Origin of the sequence: Brucella pituitosa (genome assembly GCF_003049685.1) — a bacterium.
GTDB lineage: Bacteria > Pseudomonadota > Alphaproteobacteria > Rhizobiales > Rhizobiaceae > Brucella > Brucella pituitosa.
Genome location: NZ_PYSY02000006.1, coordinates 12175 through 28606, shown reverse-complemented (window position 1 = coordinate 28606; position 16432 = coordinate 12175). Strand labels below are relative to the sequence as shown.

Genomic DNA, 16432 nt, shown 5'->3' with positions numbered 1-16432 from the left:
AAATGCGATTCGTATCTTGCTACAGAAAAACGAAATGGCCTTCGCAGACTGACGTTTGTGGGGGCTTTTTCTTTTGCGGATTACTCTCCACTATCTAATTTAGATGATCTGAATTCCTCATAGAGGCCTTCCAGACGAGTTGATAGCCATTCACCAAAGGATCCTGCATCATAGCTCTTCAGAGAGATATCGACTTTCTTTGGTTTCCGATTCAAGGAAAAGGCAACTGAATTGTCCTTGGATCTCCAGAACTTTGCTGGCTGCTGTTTCTTACCAACATTCGCATCCTGCGCAGTGACAGGATGCGTGGCTGACTTGATGGTATCGAGAACCATCAAAAAGCGATTATCAGATGACGCTGAATAGAACTTGTCCTGGTCCGTCATCGAGTTAATGTCGGTTGCAATACCATCTTTAAATGCGACCGAAAGATCATACCATCGATCTCGACCAATACCTTTAGATGGCCCAATTTTCAGAATGAGATCAGACGGGACGTAGTTGGTCACTGACTGCATCTTTGAGAGAACTGTCTTATTGACAGCTAGTGCAGACATCACCGTTTCGTTGTCGAACTGCTCCGCGAGCTTTTTGGCGAATAGTGCCCGTTCAATGAAACTAAGATCAGCACGAGCAGTGTTTTCCTGACCTTGCGCAATAGCATGTTCGCGATCAGAGAGTGGCTTCACAGTAGCTTTGACTCTGATATTTAAAGCCTTTGCAGCTTTCGCTCTGCGATGACCAAAAACAATCTGGTATTTGCCTTCAACGGTTGGATTGGGGCGCACCAGTATAGGCGTGTCCTGTCCACGTTCACGGATTGCTGTAATAAGTTCTTGAAGGCTTGTATCGTCATCATCTTCTAAGCGATCAACGACAAAAGAAGTCTCCAGCTCATTCGGATCTAGCTCAATTATGTGGGTGCCGTTTTGAAGCCGTTTCTCGATTTCTTCAGCCGCGGCGACCTTAGAAGCCATTTCATCGGCAGCCCGTGACATCATCCCAAAAGCGCCACGGCGACCTGATGTCTCTATTGCGGCTGTGGGTGTAGGTGTTTTCGATTCAGCGTTTACGGCAGTAAACTTTACATCCTTGGTATCGTCCATCAATCCAGACATGATGCCTTTACGTGCCATCAGACTACCCTACCCCATGCTTTGTGGACGAGGTTAACGACCTCACCGTTGACACCGTGTAAGCTTTCCATAGCGCGGTCATATGTTGAACGCGTAAGCTGTGAGCGCTCGACCTCGTATAGCGTTTGCTTTGTGATGCCTGCATCCGAAATCGCGGTTGACTTTAGCATTTCATTTTTGAGAACGAAGCCGCCAAACAATGACCGCATGAAGTGAACCATTTGATTTTGCGGAATATCACCTGGTTCGTATCTAGTAACAAGATATCGCATCCAATCCAGATACATGTTGCCGCCGCCACGCTTAATCGGGTCCAAGATTTCGCCAAGCATGAGCAGAAATTGGCACATCGACATAACGTCGAGCATCTGAGGGTGCACTGTAACGAGAACAGCAGTCGCAGAAGACAATGCGGTAAGCGTCAGATACCCAAGTTGCGGAGGGCAGTCGAGAACGACCACATCGTATTGATCTTCGACTTCAGACAGAGCAGCGTCAAGGCGGGTGAAGAATGTGCGCCCCATGTCTCGGGTGCCCTTCTCGCTCAGGATCAACGGCGTATCGTATTCGAATTCCTGCAGATCAAGATTAGCAGGCACTATATCGAGACCGGGAAAATTCGTTTTCTTGATAAGTGCACTGAGAGGCTTTCTATCATCATCGTAGCGGATAGCTTCGTAGAGCGAGGGCAAATGATCGAGTTCTGGCTGAATGCCATGAAGCGCTGTCAGAGATGCTTGAGGATCGAGATCAATGGCGAGGACACGATGCCCTGTCAGTGCCAAGTGCTGTGCGAGATGAGCCGTAGTCGTAGTCTTACCTGAGCCGCCCTTAAAGTTTACGACACCGATAATTTGCAAATGCTCGTCATTCTTACGGTGAGGAACATACATACGTGAATCGGAGCGGCCATTGGCATCGAGATACTGACGCATTTCCAGCATCTGTTCTGCCGTGTAAGAACGGCGGCCAGTAGCGGTAACGGCTGGCTGTGGCCCCTTGCCATTGAGCGACAGGTTCTTAAGATGTCCTTGGCTAACACCTATATACTCTGCCGCTTCAGCAAGCTGGAATGCGCGAAGCGACTTTACCGCGTCCGGCGGGAAGTTCTCTAGGCGATGCTTTTCCAGTCGGCCCGACAATGCTGATCCCTGCTTCAGGATAAGTTGATCGAAGTCTGACAGTGGTTTGTCGGCATCAAATGCGATATTCATAGAGCGAAACCCGAAAGTGCGATTTTAGTCGCGTGAAAAGCAATTTATCGCATTTAGCTCCGATTCTCAGGGTTCTGCAAGGAGTTTTAAGTTAACGAAAGGTTAACGCAAGTCCTAGCCCCATAAGTTTACGGCCGTAAACTCAATAACTGACGGATAGTCAACGACAGCAGTCGCTTCGAAGCATGCTGGGGTCGATGTGGACGGGTAGACTAGGTGTGGCGGGCCTCAGTCATCCCGAGACATCTCAGATGACCTGCGGTGGTTTGCCGATCAATTCTGTTCCAACAATATTCGACTTAAGGCCTTCGGCTCCAGGCGTGCTACGTTGTGTCCGCAATTGAGCGAAAAGGTTGTCCAGTCCGGCTGGTGGTTCAGGCGTCGATAAAGCTCAAGGAAAGGACTTCCTTCCCAGCCATGTGCGCCTACGAATGTCTTGCGCGGAACATCTCGCCAGCGTCCAGTGAGTTTAATTGATTGGAGAAACGTTCCGATCGGATGTGGGCGGCATCTCGAGTCGAGACTGGGTGGTGGCGCGCAATTCAACCCGTCAGCCGCTGCACCTGCGACAAACATGTCCCGAAAACGGGGTGTTGTCAGCGACCACACAGAGTCTCCTGAATCGGGTACGTAGGCATCGACGTAGACCAGGGCCCGAATTGGCGTCGGATTGATGTCTGCGACGCCGCTCACGACCATCCCGCCATAGGATTGCCCGACAAGAACTAGGTCATCGCAGGTTTGCGACTGCACGAATTCGGCGACTTCACCTATGTGGCTTTCAAGGTTGGTCATGGGAGCAGGAACATTGCCCAGTCCCGAAAGCGTTACCGGCACGACGTTGTGCCCGTGCCTTGTCAATATGTCTGCTAAGTTCCGGTAGACCCACCCGCCCTGCCATCCCCCGGGTATCAGAATAAAAGTGGCCATAATATTTGTTCCATTCGTTGGTGTCGCAACGCGCTCTAGATGTAGCCTTATTTTTGTGCTTTGTTGCCGAAATGGTCGGCAGCTTTGCGCCAAATTCCTATCGCTCTCTTGTGCGTTCGACACTGTCGGCTTTTGGACCTCATTGCGACCCTTGTCGTTATGAATGAGTTTCCTTGCAATGGACACTAGGATGGCTGGAGTTGGCGCAGTTTTTTTAGGTTGACTCGTCAAGAGAGACAGGAAATTGACAGCAAAACCAAAAACTTTATACGGCCCTCAAGCACAGACGAAACGCGAAATGATACGGAAGTTGGCGGTTATCCTCAGTGCCATTATTTTGGCGTATTCGATCCCCGCAAAGGCTGATCGACTAGTTTGTTCTCAATCAGAACATCTGCGCTACATGAAAATGGTCGGTGAGGTTGGCGAGATGGGGATCGACCGTGACCCTGTGGGGGAAGATGTTGCGGCTTTCGAGAGGTTAACAGCCGCATATGAAACCCTCAACCCGAAAGGACCGAAGACCTCGCTTTTCGTGGCGTATGTTCCCACCGGTCAGATTTATAGTAAGGTATGTGCGCAAGAGCGCTGCACGATGGAAGAAATGGCAACGCCGGAGCAAGCCTGTTTGATCGATCATATGAACCAATGCAGCTATGTTGCACTTCGCTTCCGGGGCGAAGAGTTCTGCCTCCTCCGTTCGCCGCAAAATTAGTTGTTTGATCCTGCCATCTGATGGATTTCTCACCGGCATGATCGCCGAACTCCGTGCGGTATGCGGCTAACTTGTCTCGGAAATCCTGAACTTTGCATCGGGACGCGCTAACTTTGAATTCTCACGGGAACCTCTGTCGCGATAGTCGGACGTGAAAGTCCGACTTGCACGGCAGATTTTTGCGGCACTACTTGCCGCTTCTACCCTCCCTGCCTGCAAGCCGACTGACCGTTTCCCACCTCAACCCGGCCGTTTTAGTTCGTAATAGCTAAACTGGCTGGTTGTCTTTCGATCAGACACTCTCCTTTCCGATGACAGGAAACTTGCAGAGAATGGCATCGCATGAACGGATAAGTCCGGGCAGGTAGGACTGGTCTCCCTCCACGATGAAACGATGATATTGATTGATGTGATCAGCAGTAATTTCAATCACCGCTTCAACATGACCCAACTTCTGCATTGTCAGAACGACATTGATTTCCGGTTCCAAGCCCTTGAGTGTGGCTTCGCCTGCCAAAGAGGTCGCCAATACATCTAGTTGACCGCGGAATTTCCTGATGTCCGTAGTCATCAGGATTGGCCCTGCACATTCGACATGTGCGCCGTTAGCCTCCATGCGCGCGCGAACCATCAGCCAATTCCCATCCCAGAAGTCCAACACATCCGGGAACTGGCGTCCATCTATCCAAAGCGAAAAGCCGCTAAAGTGCAAATTGGGTTCATCTGTCATAGCCGCGACAATGCCATGGCGTCCGTCGGTTTTCTACTCGCCAACGAAAAGACCACCGCTCCTCTTGCCATACTTTCCCTGTACCTGAAATCCTCAAGAAGGCTTTCTTCGATTATTGCTTCGAGAGCATAGGTAAGGGCCTGCGTTTTGGCCGCACCCTGATGAATGCCATCTCCGCGTTGGGGGGTGTTTCAGAAACTCAACGGCTTTTCTTTTGTCAACAAGGGAAGGGGTCACTGTTGTGAGCACCCTTCCGGTCTGGTCTTCCTGATCGTGTCTCTATCGATTGGGCTGTCCCTGCTCCGTTTTGACGGCCTGTTCATGCATGGCCAGTCGCGCAGCCTCGATTGCCGCAGTAAAGGATTTGGCCCTAAAGCATCGGATTTTCAGTACTCCGGTAGCAAATTTGACGGTTATGGCGTCTGTAATCAGTCTGCGGTGAACTGAAATCCCGACGATGTCCTCCAAATGTATTTTAACACTCAATTCGTCAGGATGAGCATGCAATGCCCGGTTCATGTCGTTTGGGCGGAAACTCAGAGTGGCGGCTGTCAGTTCGCACTTGCCCCCTACCCACAATCCACCTTGCCTACGACGACGCTCATCAATCTGACCAGAGATTGTATCCGGCAAAAGATCGGTTTCCGACAAGCTTGCATTATCAAGGAAAGCGTTGACGAGACGGCTATCGATAACGTTTGGCGTGGCATCCTCCGGATAAAAGTCTGTTGCAACAGGTATCCAGATACTAGCGCATGGGAGAAGCTTTAGACAAATGAACCAGATTGCCTGACTTCAAAGCAGCCTTGAAAAACTGTGCCGACTGGCATTGTTGTATAGTCAAGATCGGCTGCCACTGCGCGGATCGGCACCACACTTGGTCGGCACGGCGGGGACGTAGGCTCCATCGGTGGAGCGACCATTCTCGATGTTGATCTCGGCCGTTCGTGGCCATCTTCAGCTCTCTGGAACGCGGACCTTGCTCATGACCGGTGCCGTGAGGAGTATTAGTCACATAAACCGATGCAGATTTGTCGCTTGATTGGAAATTCTTGCAGAACGTATGGAGGAAGCTATGACGGCAATATTGGAAGGAAGAAACCTTCGGCTCCGGCAAGCGTCCGTTGAGGATGTGGAAGCTCGCCTTTCCCTGGGTAATCACGCAGAAATAATAGAGATGTTTGGAGTGAGTCGGGGCCTCCAACTTCCGTTGACAAGAGACGGTGCGACGCGATGGGTCCAGAGGCTCATCGATCATCCGCATGCCTGGGTGATCGAGATTCACGGCAGACTGATCGGCGAAATCAGGCTGGATAATGTTGATTTACACGACCGGCGTGCGTCGATGGCGGTTGGAATTCTCGATCCGCAATTGCTGGGCAAAGGCTTGGGCAGCGAAGCTATTTTATTGCTTCTGCGACACGCCTTTGCTGACTTGCAGCTTCATCGAATAGGAATCCGGGTGCTTGCTTACAATCAACGTGCAATCCGAGCTTATAAAAAATGCGGATTCGTCATTGAAGGCAGGGAACGAGAGGCGGCGTTTGTAAATGGTACCTGGCACGACGACGTAATGATGGGGCTGCTTGAACACGAGTTTTTCACGCGGAACTCCTGATATTCGCGACAAGCCAGCTGTCTTTTTGGAAACCAATTCAAACGTTGCTCTTCCGCGTCCCTGCGTAGATGATCGTAGGCCGCGCGTCTTGGGGCTATTTGAAGCCGAACTGGTCGATAACTTCCGTCAAATCGACATGGCCTCGGCAAGCTCCATTGCCTGGTGATATCTCACCGTTCTCCAGCGATGTCGCATAAACGACGGCCGGATCGGCTTCGATGCGTCCTCTAAGGGCAGCAAGTTTTGGCCAGCGCGCCTTGTCGGCCACTTGATGGAAGTCGAGCCAACGGGCGACCCCGATCAGAATGCCGTCAGCTAGTGTCGGATTATCGGCGATCAGAAATCGAGAGTCTGCAATCATCTCCTCAAGCCGGTCGTGGCGTTCGATGACGCCTTCGCTGCCCCATTCTTTCAAGGCCGATTGCATCGCCGGGTTGGGGGGCTGCATTTCCATCGCAGTCCAAAGGGGGCCAAACACTCCGGTGAATCCGGTGTTGATGAACGCCATCAACTGATGCATCCGGTCGGCTTCGTGCGACAGTGGATCGAAGCTAATGCGCCGCTCGGTGTCTCGGGCCTCCAGCCACGCAGCGATAGCCATGGTTTCGGTGAGTACGTCACCTTGATCTGCTACCAACGCGGGTGTCTCAACGCGCGGATTGATCCGCTTGTAGGATGGATCACGCATCTCGCCGAGCATGTCGACGCGGCAGAGCTTATAGGGCCTGCCCATCCATTCGAGAGCGGCGACGAGTCCCATAGAGCTTCCCGCCGGAAAGCCGTATAAGAGTATGGGTTCCATGTTCTTGTTCTCCATGATTTCTTCTGATCACGCTGCGCAGCAAAGCCGAACCTTAGCAGGCGGCTTCGCCAAGTAAATTACGCACTTTTTTGTTACCATGAGTTGCTGATGAAAGACGTTATTTCCCGCTGCCCTATCGAAGAGGTCATGCTGATTCTCAGCGGTCGTTGGCCGACGTTGCTGATCTATTATCTGCAGGAAGGTACGAAGCGGTTCAGTGATCTTCGCCGGGACAATCCGACAATCTCTCACAGGATGTTGACGCTCGAACTGCGGAAGCTCGAGGATGCTGGTATTGTACGCCGTACCGAATTCGGGGGCTATCCACTTCGCGTCGAGTACGACCTGACAACTGCCGGAGAGCGACTGGTGCCGCTCATCGATGCGTTAGGCGATTGGTGGGAAGCTACCGATGGCAATATTGGAGAGCAGGGCGCGGATAACTTGGACATTCCAGATTCACAGCCCGACCTCGTTTGATCGCAAATTGAGCATCCGGCTGAGTGTTGCCACGTTCGTACGATTCTCCTTTTTCGATCGCAAAGCGGCCAGTCAGCTTTCCACCCCCGTTGCAGACATACGCAAATCAATCTTGCAATGACAGGTTGGGCCTTATTGCGGACCTTTTACAAGCCGGACGAAAATGACCTATGTCGCCCGAGGTACTCGCGCTAATCGTCTCTCCCGGGTTCGTTTGGATCGTTGGAAAACAGGGCGATCTTATTGCCCTGAGGGTCGCGTAGGTAACCGACATAAAATTTAGGACCGTATGAGTTACGGAAGCCCGGTTGGCCCTCGTCAACGCCCCCTGCGGCAAGCGCGGCGGCGTGAAGGTCACGAACCTGTTTTTGACTGCGAGCCTGGAATGCGATCATTGTACCGTTGCCAGCTGAAGCCAGGCGCCCGTTGAAGGGAGGCTTGACGTAGAAATCCGGCAGAGCGGCTGACGGGCCCGGCTGTTCGGGTAGCACGTAGCTCAGGCCTTCGGTCCCCTCAGTCAGCTCGTAATCAAGCGCTGGCAGGAACGCAGAGTAAAACCTTCTCGCGCGAGCGATATCGTCAGCGCCAACGGTTACGTAGCCTATCATGCTGCCCATTCTCCTCAGAAGATTTGGTTATTGTAACGAAATCCCTGCGCGACCGTAGCACCAACTTACAGGTCCGTTCAACGTCCGCTTCGTCGGCAATGCAGCCCTTCTATGGTGACCATCGCAACGACCGCTTCCAACACTATTCAGACATGCAGATCGTCCGCAATAATTGGAGGCAGGCGAAAGGAATGATTGTTGTTATAGCGTTGCTTTGAAGCCATTCGACCATACGATCAGCATAACATTGCTCAATATCGACGGAGTCTGCATGCGTAGGAATTGGAATCTGATAAGGAGCATGATGAATGCGGCAATTGATGTTTGCGAGTACGTCGACTTCTCCGGAAAATATTTGATATCAAATCATACGCGCGCGCCATGAAGCCGGGGAAGAATTGCATTACGTGCCGGAGACCGCCCGTTCTGTAGTTTCCATGGCTCATATCAGCGCTGAGTTGATTGTTGCAGATGCTTCCCACCCTGCAAATGAGAATATTGGTCATATGATCTCGTGGTATGATGAATTCCTGTCCAACGGTCTTAACGCAGCAGTCGCTGGCCATCGCGCTCCTCAAGGTCGATCATTGATTAAGCATCGGACATCATAGCAGCCGTGACGCCCGTCCGCTGCGCCGTTTGGCATTGTTGTAATAGTCGGATGCTTGTTGCACGGAGCGATGACGTGATTGTTCCATGGCTTCAGGCAGCGGAATGCCACGATTGGCGGCTTCGGTGAGATAGCCGGAGCGAAGACCGTGGGCGGAGAACTCTGTGGCATCCAGCCCTGCCATTTGCGCGCGCTGTTTGACGATCCGGTTGACGGCGCTAGGTTCGAGCGCTCGCGCGGACACATTGCCCCAGCGATCGACTTTTCGAAACAGGCTGCCCTTGTCGATCCTGGCTGCTTCCAGCCAGCGGGTCAGGGCTTCGACGGGTCGGCCGGTCAGATAGACGGTTTCATCGTGATGGGTACCACTGGTTTTGGTGCGACCAAGATGGATGCCGAGCGAGGGGAGGGGAGGACCATCCTCATCGGTGACCGGGGCCTGTTTGACCAGCTGTTCCACGCGCAGGCCAGCGACTTCGCTGCGCCTGCGCCCGCCTGAGGCAAAGGCTACCATCAGGATAGCCCGATCTCGCAAAGCGGTGAGATCCTCGCCGGAACAGGTTGCCAGCAGCTTGTCCAGAATATCGCCGGTAATGGCATTGGCACTCTTGCGGCCGCGCGGCCGGTTCAGGGCGCGCACCGCAAGCCGGATTGCCGATTTGACGGAAGGCGATGAAAACGATCCTTCCAGACCCCGCCAGCGGGTCAGCGTCGACCAGTTGGCCAGACGCCGGCGCACGGTTGCCGGTGCATGCGGCCCGGATACACGCAGAAAGCCTTGTCGACGCAAGTCTGCTTCCACGCTGGCTGGCATGCCGTGATCGGGTTCGATCTCGCGTTGCTGCGGTCGCCATAAATGGTGGGCGACGAATTTCAGGAGCAGGGCTTCGGGCGCCGGGAAGGGGAGGGGGCTACCGGTTGCGGCCATCGACCAGGCTTCGAGATAGGCCAGATCCGAGGTCAGCGCGCGCAGCGTGTTTTCGCCCATGCCTTCATTGACCAGATGGCGCAGTGTCTCAACATCGTCATCCGTCAATATCCCTGCCAGCCTGTCGCGCCGGTTCATCGGCAAAACGGCGGCAATCGTATCCAATTGTTGGGCACGCCATTCGATCGGTTTATCCGCGGCCATCATTATGCCGTCGACGATTCTGGGTGAAGTTTGAGGTCGGTTTGTCCGAAGTCATGACCCTTGAACAAGATCGGTGCCCTGGCAATTGATGCAACAGCGTAGGAAAAACAGTCCCCCATGTTCAGACCGGCGGGATGGCGGCCTTTGCCGAACCGTTCAAATGCTCGCTCTGCCGAGCGATAATGCGCCTGATCGAAGGCAATGGCTGTGACGTTTGGCAATTCAGCGAGTTGGTCGACAATGGCGGTGGCGTTCGAAAAGCCTTTACCGGTGAGAACCATTCGCAGTTCCAGAAGCGTCGGCCAGCCGATTATGACCGCATCGCGACGTACCAGCCGCTGGAACTGTTCAGCCTCCGGTTCGCGCAAGGCCATCGCCAGGATAACGGACGTATCGATAGCGATCATCGCGGCAGTCCGTGTTCATCATAAAGATCGTCATGTGCAGAGGTCGTGCCTTCTGGCACCGTGCGCCGTCCTTCTGCCAATAGATCCAAAAGTGCGTCCATAGGGGTGAGCGCCTGCTGTTGGCGCAGTTCCTGATCATAGCGCTCGAGCGCCCGCTCAACGAGCTTGTTGATCGGCTGGCCGGTGCGTTTGGCCAGAGAATGGGCCAGATCGCGTGCCTTGGAGCTGCGCACGGACAGTTGTGGTTCGGACATCGCCTTTTCCTCATTCAATATACCGCAATATAGCAGTTGGTGGTCAAGATGGCAATATTCTCAGCATAGATGGCTAAGCGCCGATAACCTGTACTTATCGGAGGTGATTCATCTAACCCAAGAGCATCACCAGTGCCGGACACTAACTATGCACTGGATTCCGTTTAATACTTCGTTTACTATAAATTCAATGCATTACGATCTCGACCAATTGCCCCTGAAGACCCTGTTATCGCCGCTGGCGCGGGCCAGTGACGCTTTGGCGCGGCTCGACGAGCGGCTTGCCTGTTCCCCTGCCGGCACGGGACTGATCGAACGGTTGCATTTTGCCGATGCCTGCGCCTCGCTGTGGCTCGATGGTGAACTGGTCGAAATGGAGGATCTTATCCTGCATGACGCGGCGCGCGATATCCGTTCGCCCAGTCACGCGCTGACCATTGCCCGCGATGTGTTGCAGACCCGACGGCGCATTGTCGCGCAGTCACCCGACTGGGCGCTGAGCCCAAACGGTTTGCGCCGTCTGCGGCAGGCAGAGCCTGCAGCATCTTTTGGGGATGGCGGCATCGTCGCATGCCACGAAGGTGCTGCGGTGCAAGATGCGGCGGGCGACCGGCAGGACGGGGAGGGGAGAAAACATCGTCTGGATGACGGGCTCGACCTGCCCGGCATCGATTTCGACGCCATTGACGCGGTGCTGGCACGATCCGACGACGTACTGGCAAGGGTGAAGCAGCCACAGCGGTTGCCAAAGCCGGAGACAGACCCGCTGATCCACGATCCCGATTGGGATGAGGAGGAACGCCTCAACGAATGGCGATCCGTGTTGCGTTCGATCAGCGAGCTGCCGCCGGTGTTGCAGGCCATCCTGGCACTCGATGCCTGGAACAAACTCGCAGTCTTGCAGCGCGCGCCGTGGCTGGGCCGTTTGTTGGCTGCCTCCCTGCTTCGGTGCGAAGGGCTGACCACCCACGCGCATCTTTTAGCCTTCAATGCCGGACTGAAAACCATCCGCGTCGAACGGCGGCGGCATCGCAATTTCGAAACCCGGCTCATCGCCAGTCTCGACGGGCTGATCGCCGGTATCGAGCTCGGTTTCAAGGAGCATGACCGGCTGTTGCTGGCGCGGCAGATGTTGGAACGGTGGCTGACGGGACGGCGCGCGTCTTCCAATCTGCCGGGGCTGATTGAGCTGGTGCTTGCGCGGCCACTGGTTTCGGCTGGCATGATTGCTGCGGAACTCGACATTACACCCCGCGCTGCCCTTCGTCTCGTCGAAGAGCTAAACTTGCGCGAAATGACCGGCAGGGGGCGGTTTCGGGCGTGGGGGATTTTGTAGGTCATATTTTTCATTCCGTCGCAGACAGGCCGCTCCGGAAGCAGATAGAAGCAGAGCTCATGAATTTCGCTAAGAAGGATGAGTTGGATGGACGTTCGCTCCATAACGATAGAGATGGTTCGCTCCTATGCGCAGGCGTGCGCAGATGCCCATGCTTGTATCGAACGTCTGCGGACAAGCGGATATGATCTTTTGGTTATTCCGTCGCGAGGCGCAAGCCCCTTTGTCGATGGCGCCCGGAGCTACGCTCACGCATTGCGCGACGAGAAATATGCTGACTTTGACCCGGCCGCGCCGCGTATAAAACCGATAGAGGAACTCTACGTCCCGTTTACAGCCGACATCGCGGACGATTTTCCGATCTCGTCATTAGTCATCAGGCGATATTGGTCACGCGTCGTCGCTGCGATGATAAGACGTGATGCACATGATCCGGCCCTGCAGTTTCACCTTTTTCTCCGCTCATTATCGGGAGCGCTGGCAATGGGCTCAACGAATATTGAGGGTGGCGGTTCGGGTCGCTTTATATTCATCGATACCGTTGTGTCCGGTCGAGCCGTCTGTGAAATCGCAGCTGCTTTCGCCGAACAGGGGGTGACACAGTGCCATTACATCCTGGTCATCGATGAAGCAGGATGTCGCCTCAAGGCGGAGTATCGTCAGAAAATCAACGCTCTCGTGGCCGCAGGAATGGCCACCAAAATTCTTGTCGATCGAATTTTCACTGAGGATGAGGGGCCTGCCATGAGCGGCATTTGGACCGTCACGTTTCCAGCCTTAATGCTTCAGGCTCAGAACATGATCGAAGGTCTTGAAGACGCTGTGGGCGCCGGCCTCTACTATCACGAGGTTGCCAAGCGCCAGGACAAGTCGAACTCAGCAATTACCACTTCAAACGGGATCCTTGGGACGATGCTCTTTGCCGCTGTACGTGGATGTGACGATAGTGCAGCTAGATTTCTCGATAAGTTTCAGGATCATGTCTCCGGATCTGGGTTGCAGGCCCAGAATGTGACGAAGAGGATCGCGGGTCCACTCGTCAGGGCAAATTTACCTACAGTTTCTGATACAATTGTGTCGGGGTCACATGTTCTTCGTGCACAGATGTCGGACGGCGATGCTCAGAAAATTGTCGCGTCATTCCTGGATGAGTAGACCCCATCACCCAAGCCCAAGCTTTGACGCACTTATGGTAGGATTGGATTTCTGGAGAAGACATGGACAGAGCGGGCGCCTCGCGAAAGCGCGACGTATAGGTGCTGCCTCGACATGACATTGCCCGGTCGGTCCGCATCCAAGATGATGGCATGATGAGCCTCGAGACCTTTCAACAGCAGGGTCGAGCCGACTGCCTTCGTTGGAACGACGCGCCCGGCGTGTCGTTGCTGTTCTCTCAAGGCGGCAATAGTCTCTCCGAGATCGCGGCGGGTCGCGGCGGAACTCGATAGCGCGTCAACCATAATGTTGAAGGCACTATGACGATAGACGCGCCTGTCACGATCTGCCGCCATCGCTTTTATGAAGGCAACTGCTTCGGCGTAACCCCCGCTATGCGTGAGCGCTATTGCGGCTCTTTCTGGCGGCGTCGGTAACGTCCTGTTTCTATCAGCCTCGATAGATTGCAGGCGAGCCAATAACTTGTCGCCGTAGACATTCGTCATCACCTTAACCAGAAAGCCAATGCAGGCGTGAAGCAGCGATGTTCCGCTTCGTCCATTCATGCTTGTCGCGGACCCAACAACGTCCGTAAAATCTACCGGTTCCACCACGCTCACGCCGTAAGCGCGGCTCGCATAGCTGTGCCGCGTCTCGGCAAGCTTCGAATCGCCGACAATGAGAATGCTGTCATTCGGATGCTCACGCGAGATGTCGTATTGTACCTTAATCTGCTCGGTGATCGCGCCCGCGGTAACTCCGCCGAGTGGGTGCCAGAAGACGCGGCCTGGACAGGATCTAAGGTCAATGCTCAGCCCTTGCTGAAGCAGCCCGCGCGCACCAAGCAACCAATTGCCTAGGTCGTTCGCTCCGGCATTGTTCCAACGCCACGGCGTTCCGAGATGCCCGATCCGCGGAAACGTCGAGGCAACATTGCTATTCCAGTCGGCGAGGGGATCCGCGCCGAATCCGAAAACTGCTTGCATCGGATCGCCGAACACAACTGTCGGAATGGCATTTGCAATCCCGCTGACAATTGCGTGCTGGCTGATCGAGCAATCTTGATACTCGTCGACCAAGAGCCGCCCATACGTCGCCGCTATCTCGCGCGCGATGTCTCCCGATCGACAGAGTGCGCCAACGGATGACTGAATGGCCGTATAGTCTGGTGCAGCGAGTGGGTTATGTCTGTAGCCCGCTCGTTCTGGAAACATTGCGATGATTGAAAGCGCCCAGCCGGCTATGGTGTTCAGACGATAGTTCGCCGCTGGGACATTTCCGCGCTTCAGTCGCTGGCGAAGTGCCGCCACGCCAGCCGTCGTGTGTGTAAGGATCAGGGTCGGCTTCAAGGACCCGCCGGCGACGCAGCCCGCAATGAGCTCGGTCTTCCCACATCCGGCTGGTGCCTCGATGTGACCGCGTCTTACTTCAATGATTTCGGCGACCGTGACCATGCACCTTAACCGGAATTGCGGGGTGGATTAGGCACTGGAGATATCCACTGCCAAAGTTGGTTAATCGGTCCAGTGAGCAATGAGTTTGCTTGCGTCCAAACTGGAGAGACAACTTCTCGCAGCGCTCGCTCTGCTGGCTCGATGTCCTTGAACCATTTTCCGTCGCCAGCACATTTGCCAAGGATCGGGCGCATCGCTTCCGTGAAACTGGAGCAGCAGCTCTGCAGACTATAATGGTTGCCGCTCACGTTTCGAATCTTGCTGTCGACAGAATCAGCAGTGCGCCAGTCGCAAGCAATGCCCAGAAGCGCAGGGATGTGGCTGGCCGGGATCGATGCAAACAGGGCTGCTTCCGTGGAATAGCCATCTAACCACCGGAATACGCTGACCCCGGCCGTCTGCAGCGCAGCGTAGACATCCGTTCCATAGGTCACGTCCGAATCCATTAGCAACGCGGTCCGGTATCCCATCCGCGCAAAGATATGGGCTCGTTCGATCATCGATGATCCACCACCGTCGGCCCAATGGCAACCATGCGCCAACATACTGGGAAGAGCTGTGTCCTGCCGGTGGAGATCGATGCCCCTGATCAACCCGATTTCTGTTTTTCCTTCACAGACGATAACGCTTGGAGCCAAGAAGGCCTCCGTGCAGGCGCGAAGCGTTTTTTGTGCCGACTCATCTCCTCCAAGTGTCGTCATCCAGTTTTGCGTTATCTTGCGAGCTGGATTTTCGTGCGAAATCATCTGGGTGTGTGAGCGTACGGCAAACAGCTGGACTGCGGCCAACTCTCGCAGCACGATAGGGGAATGGGTTGTTAAAAAGACCTGTTGGCTTTGGTCGTTTCGCTTGGCGCCGAGTGAATCCAGAAGCCTCACAATGCGGTAGGGCTCTAGACCGAACTCGACCTCGTCCACGATGAAGATTGACGAGCGACCAACCGCTCTCTGGAGACCAGCCACCAACAAACGTGATGAGCCTGAACCGAGATTCTTCAAAGGAATCTGGTCTTGATCGTGCAACGAAATAGCTCCGCCCGACAGCGCAACGCCTTTGGCATCGAGGAGGGCTTTAACCTCGTCGACCTTGATACCCATCTCATTTGAGATCCGTTTCGAGGCTTCGAGAATTGTGTCAATGCCTTGGCACCCCTGATCGGTAAACGCTTGTCTGGCCTGCCTGGATGCCGATGCAAGCGCGGCGGACGCCTGCGTCGCATCTGTCGACAGCTTGCAGAGAACCGATCTCGGCCCGAGCCCCATATGATGGGCGGCGATCGCGCCCAGCCGGACGGGCGAAATCTTCTGTCGGTGCTTCCACTGAAGGTTTTTCTCCCGATCCTCAGCAGCGGGGCCAGGCGAGAAAAGCAGCCACTGAGGCTCCAAGTCATCGCGGACTATCAAACGAACTGTGAGAACCGTTTCTAGCGATGCGCTTGTCTCATTGTGTAGCAGGCCGGTGGAGAAATCCCACCCTCGAAAAAAATGTCCATAGCTCTCCAGATTGCGGAGCTCGTCATCGAGGTCGCCCAACGTGACATCGATCGTTATTGGCTGCGAGATGTTGCCGAGATGGAAATCTACATCGGTGAATGCGAAGTTTTGCCGGCTGCTCAGGCAAAGATCGATCGCGTCGAGGATGGTTGACTTGCCGCTGTCTCCCGGTCCGATTAGGCAGTTGATACCGGGGTTGGGCCACCACTTCAAATAGGAGATGCGGCGAAAGTTTCTGATCTCGACCTCTCGAATTACAGCCACCGGTCTCGCCTTCCCGCTTTTACTTCTCAATCTTAAGTATCACCGGATTCGCTGAACAATGATGTAGAGAAACGCGAAATAAGGTATTTTCCAA

At 54.4% G+C, this 16432-nt stretch carries 17 protein-coding genes; 5 read left to right on the top strand and 12 right to left on the bottom strand.

Annotated elements, in window-relative coordinates:
* Positions 1–80: 80 nt before the first annotated feature.
* From repB to C9380_RS23960, 3 genes are all read right to left on the bottom strand, one after another.
* Positions 81–1136, bottom strand: a complete 1056-nt coding sequence (repB, locus tag C9380_RS23970) for a plasmid partitioning protein RepB (RefSeq protein ID WP_128094909.1) — start codon at positions 1134–1136, stop codon at positions 81–83.
* Positions 1136–2350: a plasmid partitioning protein RepA gene (gene repA, locus C9380_RS23965; RefSeq protein WP_128094908.1), complete on the bottom strand. Its 1215-nt coding sequence runs from the start codon at positions 2348–2350 to the stop codon at positions 1136–1138. Before repA ends, repB begins: the two co-directional genes overlap by 1 nt.
* A 273-nt stretch (positions 2351–2623) precedes the next feature.
* The gene (locus C9380_RS23960) at positions 2624–3280 is read right to left on the bottom strand and encodes an alpha/beta hydrolase (protein ID WP_128094907.1); all 657 of its coding nucleotides are present in this window, start codon (positions 3278–3280) and stop codon (positions 2624–2626) included.
* Between the two features lie 244 nt (positions 3281–3524).
* Between C9380_RS23960 and C9380_RS23955 the strand changes: the two genes are divergently transcribed.
* Positions 3525–3995, top strand: coding sequence for a hypothetical protein (locus C9380_RS23955; RefSeq protein WP_128094906.1), 471 nt, complete (start codon positions 3525–3527; stop codon positions 3993–3995).
* Between the two features lie 292 nt (positions 3996–4287).
* On the opposite strand, the gene C9380_RS23950 is transcribed toward C9380_RS23955, so the two are convergent.
* Positions 4288–4725: a WapI family immunity protein gene (locus tag C9380_RS23950; protein WP_105731549.1), complete on the bottom strand. Its 438-nt coding sequence runs from the start codon at positions 4723–4725 to the stop codon at positions 4288–4290.
* Between the two features lie 279 nt (positions 4726–5004).
* Positions 5005–5376, bottom strand: coding sequence for a hypothetical protein (locus C9380_RS23945; protein WP_128094905.1), 372 nt, complete (start codon positions 5374–5376; stop codon positions 5005–5007).
* Positions 5377–5800: 424 nt separating this feature from the next.
* Between C9380_RS23945 and C9380_RS23940 the strand changes: the two genes are divergently transcribed.
* A complete protein-coding gene (locus C9380_RS23940) occupies positions 5801–6343 on the top strand; it encodes a GNAT family N-acetyltransferase (protein WP_128094904.1) in 543 nt (180 codons plus the stop codon).
* A gap of 94 nt (positions 6344–6437) precedes the next feature.
* On the opposite strand, the gene C9380_RS23935 is transcribed toward C9380_RS23940, so the two are convergent.
* On the bottom strand, positions 6438–7145 hold the full coding sequence (locus C9380_RS23935; protein WP_128094903.1) for a glutathione S-transferase family protein: 708 nt from the start codon (positions 7143–7145) through the stop codon (positions 6438–6440).
* 108 nt (positions 7146–7253) lie between these two features.
* Between C9380_RS23935 and C9380_RS23930 the strand changes: the two genes are divergently transcribed.
* Positions 7254–7625 (top strand): winged helix-turn-helix transcriptional regulator, encoded by a 372-nt coding sequence (locus C9380_RS23930; RefSeq protein WP_128094902.1) that lies wholly within the window; start codon positions 7254–7256, stop codon positions 7623–7625.
* Positions 7626–7816: 191 nt separating this feature from the next.
* Here C9380_RS23930 and C9380_RS23925 read toward each other — a convergent pair whose 3' ends face one another.
* The 4 genes from C9380_RS23925 to C9380_RS23905 form a co-directional block, all read right to left on the bottom strand.
* Positions 7817–8233 carry a VOC family protein gene (locus C9380_RS23925; protein WP_094574735.1) on the bottom strand — a complete coding sequence of 139 codons (417 nt, stop codon included), beginning with the start codon at positions 8231–8233 and terminating at the stop codon, positions 7817–7819.
* A 605-nt stretch (positions 8234–8838) separates the two neighbouring features.
* Entirely contained in the window at positions 8839–9978 is a 1140-nt protein-coding gene (locus C9380_RS23915; RefSeq protein ID WP_128094901.1) for a site-specific integrase, read from the bottom strand.
* Positions 9978–10382 (bottom strand): type II toxin-antitoxin system VapC family toxin, encoded by a 405-nt coding sequence (locus C9380_RS23910; protein ID WP_128094900.1) that lies wholly within the window; start codon positions 10380–10382, stop codon positions 9978–9980. The genes C9380_RS23915 and C9380_RS23910 overlap by 1 nt, the downstream gene beginning before the upstream one ends.
* Positions 10379–10636 (bottom strand): type II toxin-antitoxin system VapB family antitoxin, encoded by a 258-nt coding sequence (locus C9380_RS23905; RefSeq protein WP_128094899.1) that lies wholly within the window; start codon positions 10634–10636, stop codon positions 10379–10381. The genes C9380_RS23910 and C9380_RS23905 overlap by 4 nt, the downstream gene beginning before the upstream one ends.
* Positions 10637–10817: 181 nt before the next feature.
* Between C9380_RS23905 and C9380_RS23900 the strand changes: the two genes are divergently transcribed.
* Both C9380_RS23900 and C9380_RS23895 read left to right on the top strand, forming a co-directional pair.
* Entirely contained in the window at positions 10818–11972 is a 1155-nt protein-coding gene (locus C9380_RS23900; protein WP_128094951.1) for an RHE_PE00001 family protein, read from the top strand.
* 255 nt (positions 11973–12227) lie between these two features.
* Positions 12228–13127: a hypothetical protein gene (locus tag C9380_RS23895; RefSeq protein WP_128094898.1), complete on the top strand. Its 900-nt coding sequence runs from the start codon at positions 12228–12230 to the stop codon at positions 13125–13127.
* Positions 13128–13159: 32 nt separating this feature from the next.
* On the opposite strand, the gene C9380_RS23890 is transcribed toward C9380_RS23895, so the two are convergent.
* Positions 13160–14476: a UvrD-helicase domain-containing protein gene (locus C9380_RS23890; protein WP_435373149.1), complete on the bottom strand. Its 1317-nt coding sequence runs from the start codon at positions 14474–14476 to the stop codon at positions 13160–13162.
* Between the two features lie 110 nt (positions 14477–14586).
* Entirely contained in the window at positions 14587–16338 is a 1752-nt protein-coding gene (locus C9380_RS23885) for an ATP-dependent nuclease (RefSeq protein ID WP_128094896.1), read from the bottom strand.
* Between the last annotated feature and the right edge of the window lie 94 nt (positions 16339–16432).